The sequence below is a fragment of the Sphingobium cupriresistens LL01 genome (genome assembly GCF_001046645.1).
GTDB classification, from domain to species: domain Bacteria; phylum Pseudomonadota; class Alphaproteobacteria; order Sphingomonadales; family Sphingomonadaceae; genus Sphingobium; species Sphingobium cupriresistens.
The window spans coordinates 220,593-235,491 of record NZ_KQ130435.1 but is presented as its reverse complement, the minus strand read 5'-3'; the positions used below and the strand labels follow the sequence as shown (position 1 = coordinate 235,491).

Annotated in this window: 20 protein-coding genes and 1 pseudogene; 9 read left to right on the top strand and 12 right to left on the bottom strand. The window is 65.2% G+C overall.

Features of this window, described 5'->3' with window-relative positions; genetic code table 11:
* Window positions 1-105: 105 nt before the first annotated feature.
* The 8 genes from V473_RS24410 to V473_RS14090 form a co-directional block, all read right to left on the bottom strand.
* On the bottom strand, window positions 106-1,338 hold the full coding sequence (locus tag V473_RS24410) for a DUF3363 domain-containing protein (protein WP_221829598.1): 1,233 nt from the start codon (window positions 1,336-1,338) through the stop codon (window positions 106-108).
* A 1,060-nt stretch (window positions 1,339-2,398) separates the two neighbouring features.
* The gene (locus tag V473_RS14120; RefSeq protein ID WP_030540325.1) at window positions 2,399-2,977 is read right to left on the bottom strand and encodes a hypothetical protein; all 579 of its coding nucleotides are present in this window, start codon (window positions 2,975-2,977) and stop codon (window positions 2,399-2,401) included.
* The gene (locus V473_RS14115) at window positions 2,974-3,816 is read right to left on the bottom strand and encodes a lytic transglycosylase domain-containing protein (RefSeq protein WP_237751576.1); all 843 of its coding nucleotides are present in this window, start codon (window positions 3,814-3,816) and stop codon (window positions 2,974-2,976) included. The genes V473_RS14120 and V473_RS14115 overlap by 4 nt, the downstream gene beginning before the upstream one ends.
* A 3-nt stretch (window positions 3,817-3,819) precedes the next feature.
* Window positions 3,820-4,152, bottom strand: coding sequence for a DUF736 domain-containing protein (locus V473_RS14110; protein ID WP_030540323.1), 333 nt, complete (start codon window positions 4,150-4,152; stop codon window positions 3,820-3,822).
* A gap of 37 nt (window positions 4,153-4,189) precedes the next feature.
* Window positions 4,190-4,735, bottom strand: a complete 546-nt coding sequence (locus tag V473_RS14105) for a S26 family signal peptidase (RefSeq protein ID WP_030540322.1) — start codon at window positions 4,733-4,735, stop codon at window positions 4,190-4,192.
* Complete coding sequence (locus V473_RS14100; RefSeq protein ID WP_030540321.1) at window positions 4,732-5,250, bottom strand: DUF2840 domain-containing protein; 519 nt, start codon at window positions 5,248-5,250, stop codon at window positions 4,732-4,734. The genes V473_RS14105 and V473_RS14100 overlap by 4 nt, the downstream gene beginning before the upstream one ends.
* Before the next feature lie 58 nt (window positions 5,251-5,308).
* Entirely contained in the window at window positions 5,309-6,388 is a 1,080-nt protein-coding gene (locus tag V473_RS14095) for a replication initiator protein A (protein ID WP_030540320.1), read from the bottom strand.
* Window positions 6,389-6,661: a helix-turn-helix transcriptional regulator gene (locus V473_RS14090; protein WP_003052294.1), complete on the bottom strand. Its 273-nt coding sequence runs from the start codon at window positions 6,659-6,661 to the stop codon at window positions 6,389-6,391.
* Window positions 6,662-7,131: 470 nt separating this feature from the next.
* Between V473_RS14090 and V473_RS14085 the strand changes: the two genes are divergently transcribed.
* Window positions 7,132-7,419, top strand: coding sequence for a DNA -binding domain-containing protein (locus tag V473_RS14085; RefSeq protein WP_030540319.1), 288 nt, complete (start codon window positions 7,132-7,134; stop codon window positions 7,417-7,419).
* Window positions 7,420-7,436: 17 nt separating this feature from the next.
* On the opposite strand, the gene V473_RS14080 is transcribed toward V473_RS14085, so the two are convergent.
* From V473_RS14080 to V473_RS14070, 4 genes are all read right to left on the bottom strand, one after another.
* A complete protein-coding gene (locus V473_RS14080; protein ID WP_237751575.1) occupies window positions 7,437-7,910 on the bottom strand; it encodes a DUF2285 domain-containing protein in 474 nt (157 codons plus the stop codon).
* Between the two features lie 91 nt (window positions 7,911-8,001).
* On the bottom strand, window positions 8,002-8,217 hold the full coding sequence (locus V473_RS24625) for a transcriptional regulator domain-containing protein (protein WP_081856739.1): 216 nt from the start codon (window positions 8,215-8,217) through the stop codon (window positions 8,002-8,004).
* A 217-nt stretch (window positions 8,218-8,434) separates the two neighbouring features.
* A complete protein-coding gene (locus tag V473_RS14075; RefSeq protein ID WP_066606227.1) occupies window positions 8,435-8,962 on the bottom strand; it encodes an antirestriction protein ArdA in 528 nt (175 codons plus the stop codon).
* Window positions 8,963-9,376: 414 nt separating this feature from the next.
* On the bottom strand, window positions 9,377-9,802 hold the full coding sequence (locus tag V473_RS14070; RefSeq protein WP_003043905.1) for a hypothetical protein: 426 nt from the start codon (window positions 9,800-9,802) through the stop codon (window positions 9,377-9,379).
* On the opposite strand from V473_RS14070, the gene V473_RS24135 reads away from it, so the two are divergent.
* From V473_RS24135 to V473_RS14035, 8 genes and pseudogenes are all read left to right on the top strand, one after another.
* Window positions 9,801-9,968 (top strand): hypothetical protein, encoded by a 168-nt coding sequence (locus tag V473_RS24135; RefSeq protein WP_156029209.1) that lies wholly within the window; start codon window positions 9,801-9,803, stop codon window positions 9,966-9,968. The two genes, V473_RS14070 and V473_RS24135, sit on opposite strands and share 2 nt — an antisense overlap.
* Before the next feature lie 290 nt (window positions 9,969-10,258).
* Window positions 10,259-10,569: pseudogene (locus V473_RS14065) on the top strand (cation diffusion facilitator family transporter); the annotation flags it as partial.
* A gap of 172 nt (window positions 10,570-10,741) precedes the next feature.
* Window positions 10,742-10,927, top strand: a complete 186-nt coding sequence (locus tag V473_RS14060) for a hypothetical protein (protein ID WP_066606223.1) — start codon at window positions 10,742-10,744, stop codon at window positions 10,925-10,927.
* Between the two features lie 79 nt (window positions 10,928-11,006).
* Complete coding sequence (locus V473_RS14055) at window positions 11,007-11,600, top strand: nitroreductase family protein (RefSeq protein WP_066606217.1); 594 nt, start codon at window positions 11,007-11,009, stop codon at window positions 11,598-11,600.
* Window positions 11,601-11,706: 106 nt separating this feature from the next.
* Window positions 11,707-12,285 (top strand): PAS domain-containing protein, encoded by a 579-nt coding sequence (locus tag V473_RS14050; protein ID WP_066606215.1) that lies wholly within the window; start codon window positions 11,707-11,709, stop codon window positions 12,283-12,285.
* A gap of 18 nt (window positions 12,286-12,303) precedes the next feature.
* Entirely contained in the window at window positions 12,304-12,981 is a 678-nt protein-coding gene (locus tag V473_RS14045) for a DUF969 domain-containing protein (RefSeq protein WP_066606213.1), read from the top strand.
* Entirely contained in the window at window positions 12,978-13,913 is a 936-nt protein-coding gene (locus V473_RS14040) for a DUF979 domain-containing protein (protein ID WP_066606210.1), read from the top strand. Before V473_RS14045 ends, V473_RS14040 begins: the two co-directional genes overlap by 4 nt.
* Complete coding sequence (locus V473_RS14035; RefSeq protein WP_066606208.1) at window positions 13,910-14,899, top strand: DUF2891 domain-containing protein; 990 nt, start codon at window positions 13,910-13,912, stop codon at window positions 14,897-14,899. Before V473_RS14040 ends, V473_RS14035 begins: the two co-directional genes overlap by 4 nt.

Here is a 14,899-nt window from a genome sequence, read left to right as displayed (position 1 = left end):
GTCCCATGGTCAGCTTTAACGTGGATCAGCGACTAAATCAATCACATGATTTAGTTACTATTTGGTGTCCGGCACCAGCATTGCCAGCGCCTCGGTTGGACAGCGCTACAGCCCCAAACCCTTCTGCCGGCCCAATTGCCACGACACCGAACCGCCCTGCACGACGCCCGCGACTTCACGGCCGAGCTGGCGGTCGATGACAGGTCGCCATGGGACAAGGGTGAACTCGTGCGCTTTCTCGACGATGGCGAACTTGCCGCTGGTTAGCTGCACGGTGCCAGTGAACTTGCCGCTGACGGTTTCGCCATCGGCGACGGCGCGGAACGGCAGCGACTTGTTCGCCGCCATCGCCGTGCCGAAGCTGGCAACCTCGCGCTCGCGCAGCGTCGCGAGAAGATTGCGCCGATAGAAGATTCGGCCGTCCCGGCTGCGCGTGGCGTCACCATGCTCGACGTGATGCTCGCGGCGCTGGTCCATCGCCTCGCGCACCTGCTGGCCGAAGCCGGCCGATGCAAGGTCGGTTGCGTCGGGCGTAACCAAGCGCCGGTCGAGCCAGGTCGCGCCGTCCGCGCCGATCTGCTTTTCAAGGTCGAGCACCGAAAGGACGCGAACGCTGGCCTGCCGGTTGCGGCCGGCGTCGTAGGCGGCGGCGCGGCTCTCGAAATCTTCGGGGATGCGCCATTGGTCGGCGTCGATCCGCTCGACGATGCCGGCGCGGCGCAATGCCTCCAGCCGGCGCACATGAGCATCAACATAACCTTCATAATCGCCGCCCGGAACGCGCCCCTCGAACTTGGCCTGCTCCAGATGCCGGCTCGGCCGGTAGATGCCGTCCTCGGCGATGGCGGCAATGCTTCGGTCGGACGGACGGCTTGCCGTTTCGGCCGGGCCGATCTCGACGACGCTGCCTATCCGCGCGTCCTCGACGCGGGCCGGGTCGATGCCGGCGACATGGTGGGTCCGGCCGTCGATCCCGTCCACCACGACGGTCAGGTTCTCGCCCAGCTCGTCGGACAGATACTTATCGACGACGCGGCCGACGATGGGCTTTTCGGGCGGCCCGTCATGGATTTGGAAGGTCAGCGGGTCGCGCTCCAGGCCATCGGCCTTCAACGCCTTGTGCATGTTGCGGATGATGTCGCCGCGCTCGCCCATCTCGCGCAAGGTCGGCTCCATGCGCTCGCTCAATTCCCAAACGCCCGGCGCGTGCTCGGTCGCCAACCCCATCTTGTCCAGCTTGGCGAGACGGCGCAGGCGAAGCGCCCGGTTGAACTGGCGGCGCGGCTCGGCCGGCTCTTGGCGAAGGTCGAGGAACCTATCGTCGGCTTCCTCGACCATAGCCCGGTCGATGCGTGTGAAACGGTCCTGGTCGATCTCGGCCGACAGCTTGCGGGTCTGCTCGATCTCGGTGACGGGGCCAAGCTCCAGCGTGGTCAATTCGCTCGCCCGCTCGCGGATGCCGTTGGCGAGATAGTCGCCGTTGATGACAAGGTTCTCGCCCAGGTCATCCTTGCCGCGCACGATGACATGCACATGGGGATGGCCGGTGTTGTGGTGATTGACCGCAACCCAATCGAGTTTCGTGCCAAGGTCGGCTTCCATCTGGCGCATGAGGTCGCGGGTATAGGCTGTCAGGTCCGACAGGTCCGCGCCGTCCTCCGGCGAGACGATGAATCTGAATTGGTGGCGATCCTCCTGGCCGCGCTCAAGGAAGGCAGCGCCATCGGCGCGGTCCTCGGTCGCCGAATAGAGCTGCCCGCGCTCGCCGTCGCGCGATGTGCCGTCGCGCTGGATGTAGCGCAGATGGGCGGCCGCCCTTCCGTTCCTGCCCGCCTCCTTGACGTAGCGGGTCTTGACGACGACGCGGCGCATTCCGGGCGCGCTGTGACGCCAGCCGCCCGACAGGGTGCGAGCGCGCACGAAGGCCGCGCCGCGTCCACGCCGGACGCCCGGTCCTCCAGTCGAGCGCGCTCCCTTGCCGCCCTTGGCGGTCGGGGTCTTGCCTGGGCGCGGCGACGATCTGGATGACGTGGTGCTGTGCTGTCGAGCGATCTTCTTCGCCTGGGTTAGAAAGCTCTTGGTCTTGCCGCCCTTCGGCGCGTCGGATCGGATGCGGCCGGGCTTCGGGCGGAAGCGGTTTTCGTCGTCGGCGCTCACGTCCGCGCCTCCGGCCAAAACCCAAGAAAATCGGGCGTTCGGCGGTCATGGTGCCGGTCGAAATCCAGCAAAGCCAAGGCTTTGCGCAATATCGCGGCACGCGGGATCAAAAAGCATGGTGCCGCTCGCGGACCACCTAACCAGTGTGCAGACAACAACAATTTCAGAAATCCGGCCGACCTAGTGCCGGTTTCCTTTATCTTGCCCTCCGCTCTTTCGCCCTTCTCTGCCTCTCCGGCCCTCATGGTTCTGCTCCATCCGCTGCCTGATCCTGCACACCGATGGGTGCAGCGACCCGCGCCGCCGGCTCGTCCGGCAATGCGAATTTGAGACGCCATGTGCGCCACGCTTCGGCGACCGCGCCGCTGCCTGGAAACAGGTCGTCGAGCGTGTCGTCGGGGCGCGCGGCGACCATCTCGAACGCCCAATGGCAGACCGCTTCGGGCTTCGCGCCAGTGAGGCCGCGACGCAGGGTGATGCTCTCCTGAATCCAATCCCGCATCACCAGGCGCTTGCTGACGACGGGCTTTCGCGCCGCCTTCACGATGACCGGCTCCCACGCAAACGCGACGGGAATATTGCGCTTGAACGCGGCGAATCCCTTCACCCAGGCCATCCACCGCGCGCCCGTCCGCTCGACAAATGGGGCGAGCGTCGCAATGGAACGGGGCGTCGCGGCGGCGTGCAAAATCCAGCCGTCATAGTTGCGATCCAGCCGCTCTATCAGGCGCGCATGATCGACTTCGCCCGCATAGTCGGGATGGTCGCGGTAGAGGTGTGCGCAGCCGATATAAGGCGGGTCGGCATAGGCGATCTTCATCGGCGATCCGGCCCCGAAACGGCAGCGAACAGGTCGCCGGGTTGTGTCTCGGATGACGGCGCGACCGTCGATTGGCTGTCGTTCGGGCGCAGCACAAAGAGCGGTGCGTCGCGCCAGTCGGGCGGCGGTGGCGGTGCCGATGACGGCGCTTCAGATGCAGCCGCGCCGCCGAAGATCGGCGCGAGCGCGGCGACATAGGCGCGGGTTTCGGCCGGCAGCGGACGGCCGGTCGAACGGTGCTCGTCGTAGCGGCCGGGGCCGGCGTTGTAGGCCGCGAGCATCGCGCCGACATTGCCGTAGCGATCCCACATTTCGCGCAGATAGGCCGTGCCTGCGAGGATGTTGTCGCGGGGCTGATAGGGATCGCGGCCGAGCCGGTGACGGGCACGCAGGCCCGCCCAAGTGTCGGGCATAACCTGCATCAATCCCATCGCGCCGGCCGACGAAATCGCGCGCACGTCGCCCGCGCTCTCGGCGCGCAACACGGCGCGAATCCAGTGCTCGGGGATGCCGAACCGCTGCGACGCCTCGGTGATGTGCGCGGCATAGGGATCGACGGCAACCGGGCGCACGACCGACGCGGATTGCGCGACCGCGACGCCCGATCCGGCGCAGACTGATAGTGCGCCGGCCAGCAACAGGACGGCATAGCGCCATGGCTTCCTGTCGCCGCTATGACGCCAGCCTGCCAGCGTGCTCGCTACGGTAAAGGGTGCGCGCAAAGCGCCGGCCGGTGGCCGCCCTTGACCTTCGCTGCGCGCGCCGGCCGTCTTGTCGCCGAGCGGGACGAAGGGATGCGAGTGCGTTCCCGCGAACAAAGGGATGATCGGAACGCGCACCAATTAGCTCCGATCCTCGCGCGCCTTCGGCCGCTTCCACGCGAGCCGAAAGGTGTGTGCCTCGTCGTCGGTCTGGAACAGCGCCGGGCGAAACAGCGCAGGGAAAAGCGGGCTGTCGATCTCCAGGGCGATGTAGTCCCCCGCGCGTTCGCCGACACGTTTCCACGCCCCGCCGATCTCGGGGCCGTCCTCGTCGTCGAGGTGGATGCGATAGGCCGGCGTGTTCTCGCCGTCGCCCGGCTCGATGGCGACGAGCGCGATTGCCTCGTCAATGCCGAACAGCCGGACGCGGCCGGCGTAACCGTTGGCGGTGGGTTCAAAGATATTGGCGGGCATTGTCAGTCTCCTTGTGATTGGTTGGGTAAGCGCGAAGTCAGTGCGTCGGCGCGCGCCACTCGAAGCGGCCGACGCCTTCCTCATCGGTCCAGAGCGGGACCGCTCGGCCGATGACGAAGCTTGCGGGGATGGGTCCGAAGTAACGGCCGTCCAGGCTGTCGCGGACATCCCAATTCATGAGGAAGATTTCGCCGGGCGCGATGACGCGGCAGCCCTGCCAGGCAGGCAGTTCACGGCCGATCCGGTCGCGCTCCAGCGCCTCGCCCATCTCGATCCCGTCAACCGTGATCGTGCGGCCGGCGCGGCAAACCCGCTGCCCTGGAAGGCCGACGACGCGCTTCAACAACGGCACGCCGCGTCCGACATAGCCGCGCTGCACCATGAAGGCGGCGAGCGGTTCGGGCGGCATGACCGCGACCAGCTCGGGCACCTCGATCCGGTCGGCCGGCTCGACGGTGTAGAAGCCTACCGGCGCGCTGGCCGTGGCGTTCCAAATGAGTTTCGTCGGCGTCTCGATGGCGCTTGCGACGGCAACGCCCATCGCGGCCAGCGCCGTGACGGCGAGATAGCGGCGGCGCGTCACGGGTCGATCCTCCGACGCCCAATCCACGCCGCATGTCGTTCCGGCGTGTAGTCGCTCGGCTCCAGATTGGCGGCTAGGCGGTTGTGCGCGTGTCGCCAGTAGTCCGGCGACACGTCGGCCGGGTCGAGGCCCAGCGCCTCCACGGCGTCGATGACGGCAAGTGCGCGCTGCACTTTCGGCCAGCCGTCCAGGCGTAACAGGATGTCGCCCCCAGGCCGGACGAAGGGCAATGTCTGGAACGGCTCGCCCCGACCGGTGGCCCGCGCGATGTCGATGCGTGAAATGATCGTGCCGTGCTCGCCGGCCGCCCAGCGGACGAAGGCGAAGATGTTGTTCGGCGCGAAGCCGACGACGCTTCGGCGACGGTCGATGATCTGTTCGTAGCTCTTGCGGCCGAAGCGTATCCAGTGCTCGACCTTGCGTTTCTCGAAAGTCAATTCGACAAGCGTGGTGAAGGGCGCGGGTCCGTCCGGCAGCGGACGGTCGTGCGCGCTGCGATGGGCGCGACGGGTCATTGTTCGTCTCCGGTGATGGCTTGGGGGTTGCGCGGGCGCACCGCGTCGAGCGCGGGCGTCATGGTTCGCCTCGCTCGGCGGCACCGGCACCACGCCTCGCGTGTGCGCGCGTCAAAGAAGAAAAGTTAGATTCTCTGTTAGACTCTAAGTTAGCGGTCGGATTGCGCGTTTCAGGCCAAAGCGTTAGCTGGGGTTCATGCGCCTGATCTGCCGATAGGGTTGCGCCTGATGTGCCGATACCCCGTGCGCCTGATGTGCCGATGGCATTCACACCGTTATCAACAGGCACTGTGGACAGGTTTACCGGGCGGATGCGAAGCAGCTCACGGCCGTCTTCCCGCTCGATCTGGAGTCGATAGCCAGGAAGCGGCTGGCGGGCCGCGATGCGGCGCAAGTCGAGCGCGAAATCGGACGGCCGTGCGAGGCTGCCGGATTTCTGATGAAGGTGCGCAAACTCGAACAGCCAGCCATGGCGCTGGCGGCCGGCGTGCTTACGGGCGACGCGGTAAAGCCAACGCTCGATGCCGCCTGTCAGCCGGAAATAGGCCGGGTCGATGGTCAGGACCAACGAGCGGTCGATGACGCTGTTGTAGAACCATTCGGGCAGGACAAATTCCATGCCCTCGACGCGGCCGGCGCGCGTCGTCATTTCCTCCCACTCGTTGATCCATGAAAATTGCCGGCGACGCCAATGCGGGCCGTTGCGGATGGTAGTGGCGATGACGGTCGATTGCAGTCGCGCGAGCGCGGCTTTCAGGAGCAGGTATTGATGGTTTCCGGTCGGCCGCCCGATGGCGCGCAGTAGATGGTAAGGCGTGAAGCGGACGAAGCGTGACGTGGTGAGGCCGTTGTTTTCGGCCGCGACGATCTGCGAGGCCGCCCATATCAGCACGTCGGCGTCCCATATGGTCGCCATGCCGTGCTCGGGCATCCCGAACACCTGCACCTCGACATCGGCGGCTTTGTAGAAAATCGGCTTGGTGCGCGGCGTCTTCGCCAGGGAGAAGAACGGCCGCTCCATCAAATCGCGCTGGTCGCGCGGTGCGGCGTCGCCGGTCGCGACCACGAAGGGGTCGAGTCGGCTGCGTTCGCTGGCGTCGGCCGGCTGCGCGGGGCTATGGTCGTCCTCGCGCAACATTCAGCAATCGCCCAGCTCTTTGGGCGTGAGCGGGCGCGCGGGAAAAACCGTGCCGGCGTTCTTGTCGCGCGTGGATTTGCGGGTGCCGACTGCGCTCCAGGCTTCAAGGTCGCGGACGGTGTAGAGGACGCGGCCGCCAATCTTGCGATAGGTCGGGCCGGTGCCGTATGTGCGATGCTTCTCAAGGGTGCGGACGGACAGGCCGAGAAAGCGCGCGGCTTCCTGTGTGCGAAGCAGGCGCGGCGGCAGGTCCGCATTGCGGCGGATGGCCATAAGATCACCTCTGGTTCGTCGGTTGATGTGGCCGCCGAAAACTTCGGCGGGCTGTGGCGAACCATGGCGAGGGATCGGCGGCGCGTAGCGTGCCGCATTTGCGTCTATGCGCTGACGGCACCCCTGCGGGAGCGACGGCAAGCTGAAAAGACGATGGATTTCAGCGCGTCATTGCCTGTCGCCCTGATTAGGGAAAGACATCCCGGCGCGGTTCGGCTAGACATGGAAGTGGAGCAGACGCGCTGCTCCGGGGCGTCGAAACCCCTGGTTAGCGGTTGGTGCCGGCCGTGACGGCACCGAACTCCTTGACCTTATGGTCGGGGAGCCTGTGGCGTATACAACAGGCTCTCCGAGCTAAAGGCCATAGGGCCGTCTAACCACGGTTTCGAACTCCCCGATCACCAAGAGTCAGAGAGAATCGTTTGCGGGGGCGCACCGCAAACAAACCCTCTCGGACACGGGGAACGGCCATGCGAGTGCCTGTCGAACTCGATCCCGATGTGGACGACGAAGCGCCAGCGGGAAACGACATAACGCCTTATGACGAACGGCATTACGTCACCTATTTGCGCCTTCTCGACGCGAAGGCCGAAGGGGCGGACTGGATGGAAGTCGCGCGAATCGTGCTGCATCGCGATCCGGTCGGCGATGAAGCGCGGACGCGGCAATGCTGGGAAAGCCACCTTGCCCGCGCCCAATGGCTTTCACGCGAAGGCTATCGGCGAATCTTGGAACAGGCGGTCGCGGCCGGACGCTGACCATTGCCGGCACTTCGCTAAGCGGGCCGTTTGATCGGATAGTGCAGCAATAGGCGGTAGCCGCCCCTCATCATTCTCAGGCCGTGCGCGACCAATCGGCGGGCCTGGTTCTTGCGGGGGTCGGCTTCCCAATCCTCCTTGGTCCCGCGAAAGCCAAGCAGGACTTCCGCGATGGTGCGATAGCTTTCGCCTCGCAAGCGGGCGTCGAGCGCGCGCAGGGACAGGATATGAAACTTGCGGAGCTGCGCCGGCATGGTGCGGAAGTCCGCGCCGGGCGCTCGCCCATTGAGGGACCGCCAAAGTCGGCGGGCGGCATGGGCGCGAAGCTCCATGAAAGAATCCATCGGAAGGGATACGGCATAGAAGGCCGCTACGTCGGGCACGGCCTGGGGCAGCCAGAATTGATGCGCGACGCCATCCACATTCCAGATGCCATGCCACCCATCCGCCGCGTGCCGTAGGTCGAGGTCGGACAGGTGCGCCAGCGTCACTATAGGTTCCGTCGCCCCGTCACGGTGCTGCACCGGGGACAAGAGAACCGCTTGCGGCTGGAGACTTGGAATCCAGAACAGGGATTGCCGATCAGGCGGCGTTTCGGGATCGCACGGGAAATCGCAAACCCCAACGCTGCGAGAATCCATCAAGCTGGTCGCCGGCTGGCTCCTTCACCTGGGATATTGTTTGGAAGTCGCGATGATAGTCCTCATGGCGACGAAGATACTCCCAGGCGAAACCGGCGGGGGGAATAGCTTTCGCGTGCCCGTAAGCCGCCGGCGCACGCCAATCAATGCTAAGCATGGCGTCACCTCCCTATGCCGGGCGGCGCAGGGCAACGCCCGGATAGAGAGTTTCCGAAATCGCCAACACTGGATATAGCTGGAGTTATACGGAATGTTGTTCGTGCAGGCCGCACATTTATAGTTATTTTCTTCTTAACAACATTTCTGTGATTTTACTAGTCTGCGAGGTCGTGCGTGTTGCCTTGCCCGCTGGCGCAGGCAAGGCAACCCAAGTCTCACCTGTTGGAAAAAATATGCACCTCGTCACGAGCGGTTTCTATCGTGAAGAACTCGCCGCCCATTTCGGCGTCGCGGGCCATTGCCTCCCAATCGACATAGTAGCGTAGGGCTTCGGGGATCGTGACGCTCTCGGCGGTCAGCTCCTCCATATAGTCCGCAAGGCTGGTGAACTGGCCGTGATAGCAGTCCTGCAAGGTGCTCTCGGCCTGGTCGATGTCGCCTATGAACTGCTCCAGCAATCCAGCGCCTAGCGCGCCATGCTCGGCGATGAAAGCACCCATCCGCGCCACGCTCTCGATGCCGGCATATTCCTTGATAATGACGCCCTCAAAACCTTCATAGTCGTGGATGGCATAATCCTCCGCGCCCTTGATCGGCGAGCGCGCAAGCATCGCGGCAATCTCGTCCCTGATCTCGTCGGCGTCCTGATCCGCGTCGATCCAGGCACCATGCAGATAGCCGTTGTTGTAGGCTGCGAGGCAGGCGACATAGATGCGGGGATTGCTGTCGGTTGCGCTGGTCATGTCTCTGTTCCTTCGGGTGTTGGGTTCAGAGCAGCGAAGCGCCGCTCCTGAACCCTTGCCCGGCGGCGAGCCACGGGTAGCAAGGCGCAGGAGAAGTCTTTGGCACCGTGGAATAAATGGAGGGGACCCGCTTGCGGGGAGCGGGCCGTTTATGCCGCGAAAGGGCAAAGAGTTTTCTTGCGCCGCGCGAGGGCAACGCCCTTAGCAATCTCTCGAAAAAGAAAATCAGCAGGCCGGACTACCATGCGTCCGGTTCTCCATATTTCCAGGCGGTAGGTGTCGAACGACGCGGCGACAGCCGCGCCGACCCGGAGGTGAACGCGCTTCCAAATTGCGCCGTAGTGAGCCGGAGGGTCGCCAGTGACAAAGCCCCGGCGTTTTAGCGCCGGGTCAATTTGATATTACGCCGTTGGATTAGCGAACGGGCGTGGGTCCGCTGGCCGAAGGTGCTGCCAGTCGCAGCAAGGCCGAAATCCCGACAAAGCCGCCACCGATGATGCAGAAGATTTGCCGCCAGATTTCGGACGGGACCGATTCCTTGGTGACGCCGTGGACCAGCGCATAGCCGGCCACGGCAGCGGGTGCAGCGAAGATCAGCGCCACAGCGAGGCGCAGGATCGGGGAGCGTAGCGAGTCAAAGAGAAGCGCCAGGACGCCGAAGGCTGCACCGGCCGCGACCAACCCGACCAAGCCTGCGCCGATCAAGCCGGAGCCGGTCTGATAGGCGAACTGCGCAGCCGTCAATCCGAGCATGAAGGGCAGCGCATAGACCGCGAGCGTATAGGCTGCGACGCAAAGCATTGCGATCAATACAACGCTCATTATCATTACGACGGCCATGGCTCTGCTCCTTTACGACTGGCGCGGTTCGCTCTTTCTTGCTCCTTCGCGTGGCGATGCGCCTATGATGACGGTCCTCGTTTATTCTGTCGACCGTGAACATGGCTTTCTCGCGCAAGCCGGCGAAACAAGCGTGATTAAACAGAAGCGGCCGGAAACCTGCTGAGATTTCAGCAGATTCCGGCCGATTTTCATGGTTCATTTTGGAGGGCTATGGAGTAAACGTAGTGCTCATCGGTATCCCGCACGTCCCGCCAATTTTCTCCCCGAAATCATGAGATTGCAAGCTGTCGTCCTGATTGCGCTCTGGCGTCGTGCGACGCCGGAATGGAGCGATGTCCGCGGGCGACCGCGCCCGATGGCGTTCGGGCGCGTATCACCTGTCCCCGACTACTATCCTTGCCCGTCCCTGCTGCGGCATGGCGCATGGGCCGGGCGATGGGCGCATTTCGCTCTGGCCTGGCGCTGGCCTTCGTCGCCGTCATGCTGGCCCGCGAAGCCAAGGGCCTGCTGATCGGAGAGAGCGCCGACCCGGCCTTGATCGAACAGATGTGGCGCGCGATCGAGCGTAGGCCGGAAATCATGGCGGTCAATCCTGTCAAACCTTCCACACCGCGCCCGACGCCGTCTTCGTCGCGATCAGCGCCGATTTCGAGGATGCGCTGACCATGGGCGCGGGTGAAATATTGATCGAAGCGATCGAAGCGGGACTCAAACGCGCCATGCCGGAACTGACATCCATCTATGACCGGCCGGAAAAACAGTAGAAAGCCGTTCGACCTAACCAAAAAGGGACGGCAGACAGGCATTGCGACGCCAGGTCGCGCAGGCGGCGGTCGCGCGACGCTCAAAATTTTCTGTCGCACGCCTGAGCATTGCTTGCAGGACGCTTCTCTATAAGATCGATAGATAAGACGCATGGGTCGGCGCGGAGCAGTTATGCAGGACAGGCGGGAGCAGGATGGCCAGGTGGCCGACAATATGTTCGGGCGCTGGCGCGCGCGTCTGGCGCAGGCCCTGTTGCGCGAACCGTTGGTCGTGCTGATCGAGGGGCACGCCGACGCGCTGCTCCCATTGTCCGGTCTGGACGACAATGCTGTGCCTTTGCGCGAAACGGTGAATTGACGGATCGATCATTTCGCGATCGCGAAAGACGGCCTAGATCGGCGTCTCATTCCTTTTCGCCCCTTTCCCAGGAGTTAGCATGGCCACCAACCCCCGCGCCGTAACCCGCGCCGTCGACAGCCTGTTTCTGGAGCGCTGGTCGCCGCGCGCTTTCGATTCCTCCGCAATTGCGCAGGACGATCTCGACACCATCTTTGATGCAGCCCGCTGGGCGCCGTCGGCGTTCAACTATCAGCCCTGGCGCTTCCTCTATGCTCATCGCGACAGCGCCGACTGGTCGCGCTTCCTGCGCTTGCTGCTGCCCTTCAACCAGGCCTGGGTGCAAAATGCGGGCGCAATCGTCTTCATTCTGTCCGACACGCTGATGGCGGCGCCGGGGTCGGAGGATTATAAACCCTCGCACAGCCATAGTTTCGATGCGGGCGCGGCCTGGGCGCTGCTGGCGTTGCAGGCGACGCGGCTGGGCTATCACACCCATGGCATGACCGGCGTCGATTTCGACAAGGCGCGCGCCGAACTGGCGGTGCCGGAGCGTTTCCGCATCGAGGCGGCGGTCGCGATCGGCCGGCAGGGCGACAAGGCGGTGCTGCCCGAAGCGTTGCAGGCGCGCGAGGAGCCCAGCGACCGCAAACCGATCGAGGCGTTCGCCCATTCGGGCAATTTCGCGGGCTGACATAGGATATCGCTCGCTCGCCTTGCGGTGAGTGGGGTATTTGAGGCACGATGGCGAAGGGCGTCGCATCGGCGGCGCGCCTTTGTCCCATGAGTGCCTGTCGTCCATGTCCCTGTCCGCAATGATCGCCGAAAGCGCCGTCCCCGCCGTCGTGACGAATCCACGATTGCCCGACAATCCGATCGTCGACTGCAACGACGCCTTCATGGCGCTGACGGGCTATGCCCGCGACGAAATTGTCGGCCGCAATTGCCGTTTCCTGCGGGGGGCGGACACGGACGGTGCGAGCACCGACATGATCCGCGCCGCTATCCGCGACAACCGACCGGCGCTGGTCGAACTGCTCAATTATCGCAAGGACGGCACCCCTTTTCGCAATGCGCTGATGATCGCGCCGATTTTCGGCGCGGACGGGACGCTTAACTATTTTCTGGGATCGCAGATGGCGGTCGAAGCGGCGGCGAGTCAGCGCGCGGACGACGCCATCGCGCTGATCGGCACGCTGACCCAGCGCCAGCGCGCGGTGCTGGTCGGCATGGCGCAAGGGCGCCTGAACAAGCAGATCGCCTATGATCTGGGCCTGACCGAACGCACGGTGAAGATGCACCGGGCCGCGATGCTGCGCGCGCTGAACGTGCGCACCGCGGCGGAGGGCATCAGGCTGGCGATCGAGGCGGGGCTGTAGGATGGCGCGGGCGCATCGCTGATGGTGTTGCTGGGCATTGCGATCATCGTGGCCGGCTTCCTGCTGCGTTTCCATCCGCTGCTGGTGATCCTGGCGTCGGCGATCGTCACAGGCCTTGCCGCGGGCCTCGATCCGGTGGCGATCCTGGCGGCGTTCGGCAAGGCGTTCAACGAGGCGCGCTATGTCAGCATCATCTGGATCGTGCTGCCGGTCGTCGGCCTGCTGGAGGCGCATGGGTTGCAGGAGCGCGCGCGCGGGCTGATCGCGAAGATGCGCGGGGCGACGGTCGGGCGATTCCTGACCTTCTACCTGATCCTGCGGCAGGTGCTGGCTGCGGTCGGGCTGACGTCGGTCGCGGGGCATCCCCAGACTGTGCGCCCGCTGGTCGCGCCGATCGCCGAGGCGGCGGCGGAAACCCAGGCGGGTCAACTGCATGAGGATGAGCGCGAGAAGATTAAGGCCTGGGCCGCGGCGACCGACAATGTCGGGCTGTTCTTTGGCGAGGATATTTTCCTGGCGATCGGTTCCATCCTGCTGATCAAGGGGCTGCTGGAGCAATATGGCATCAGCCTGGAGCCGCTCCAGCTCTCGGTCTGGGCGATCCCGACGGCGATCGCCGCGCTGCTGATCCACGGCTTTCGCCTGTGGCGGCTCGACAAGCGACTGGCCCGCATCCGGGCGGAGCGCGCGCCATGATCACGCTGCACTGGGTCTATGCGCTGGCGGGCGCGGTGTTCGCCGCTTTTGCGCTGCTGGGCGTGGCCGATCGGGGGAACCCGCGCCGCTGGACGACGTCCGCTTTCTGGGCATTGCTCGCGACATCCATGTGGGCGGGCGACGCGCTGGGCGACCTGGGCAATGGCGTGCTGGTGCTGGGCCTGGTCGCGCTGGGCGCACTGGGGCTTGGCCGGGGCGATGGCGTGGTGCCGCCGGAGGTGCGGCAGGCGCGGGCCGATCGCTTCGGCAACCGGTTGTTCGCCATCGCGCTCATCATCCCGGTGACGGCGCTGGCCGGCACCTTCCTGTTCAAGGCCGCGCCCGGCTGGTTCGACCCGAAGCAGGCGACGCTGATCGCGCTGGCGCTGGGGGTGGCTGTAGCGATGACGGCGGGGTGCCTGTGGCTGCGGGCCGGGCCACTGGTGCCGTTGCAGCAGGGGCGGCGGCTGATGGATTGTGTCGGCTGGGCCGCGATCCTGCCGCAGATGCTGGCCAGCCTGGGCGCGGTGTTTGCGCTGGCGGGGGTCGGTGATGTCGTGGGCAGCATCGTGCAACAGGCGATCCCGCAGGGCAGCCTGATCGGTGCGGTGATCGCCTATGGCGTCGGCATGGCTCTGTTCACCATGGTCATGGGCAACGCCTTCGCCGCCTTTCCGGTGATGACTGCGGCGATCGGCATCCCGCTGCTGATCCGCACCTATCATGGCGATCCGGCGATCGTGTGCGCCATCGGGATGTTGGCGGGTTTCTGCGGCACGTTGCTGACGCCGATGGCGGCCAATTTCAACCTGGTCCCCGCCGCGCTGCTGGAACTGAAGGACAAGCATGGCGTCATCAAGCGGCAGGTCGGCACCGCCGTGCCGCTGCTGATCGTCAACATCGCTCTTATCTATTGGCTGGCTTTCCCATGACGCTTCTGACGCCCGATATCGCCGATCGTTTCGCGACTTTGACCCTGTCGCATCTGGGGCGGCGCTACCCCTACAAGATGGACCTGGTGATGGCCGGGCCGGAGGATGCGCGGCCGCCAGAAGAGCATCACCCGATCTTCCATGGCAGTTTCGACTGGCACAGCTGCGTCCATGGCTGGTGGCAGGTGGTGCGTTTGATGCGCCTGTTCCCCGGCATGGCGCAGGCCGGCGCGATCCGGGCGCGGGCCGACGCGATGCTGGTGCGGGACAAGGTTGCGGGGGAGCTGGCCTTTCTGCACCGGCCGCTGAGCGCCGGGTTCGAGCGGCCCTATGGCTGGGCCTGGGCGCTGGCGCTGCACGATGAACTGGCGCGGCATGACGCGCCCTGGGCGGAAGCCTTCGCGCCGCTGGCGGGGGCTTTTGCCGCGCGTTTCCATGCTTTCCTGCCCAAGCTGACCTATCCGCTGCGGGTCGGCACCCATTTCAACATCGCCTTCGCGCTGACGCTGACGCTGGACTGGGCGGAGACGCGCGATCCGGCGCTGGTCTCGCTGATCCGCGACAAGGCGCTGGGCTGGTTCGGGCGGGACCGGGGATGCCAGGCGTGGGAGCCGGGCGGTGACGAATTTCTCTCGCCCGCGCTGTGCGAGGCGCTGCTGATGAGCCGGTTGCTGGACCGCCCGGCCTTTGCCGACTGGTTCCACGGCTTCCTGCCCGACCTGGCGCAGGGCGAACCGGCCACTTTGTTCACGCCCGCCACCGTGTCGGACCGCAGCGACGGCAAGATCGCGCATCTCGACGGTCTGAACCTCAGCCGCGCCTGGTGCTGGCGGGCGATCGCCGCCGCGCTGGGGCCGGACGATGCGGTGGCCCTGTTGGCGCAGGACGCCACGCGGGTGCATGTCGCCGCCAGCCTGCCCCATGTCGCGGGCGATTATATGGGCGAACATTGGCTCGCCACCTTCGCCCTGCTGGCGCTGGAATAG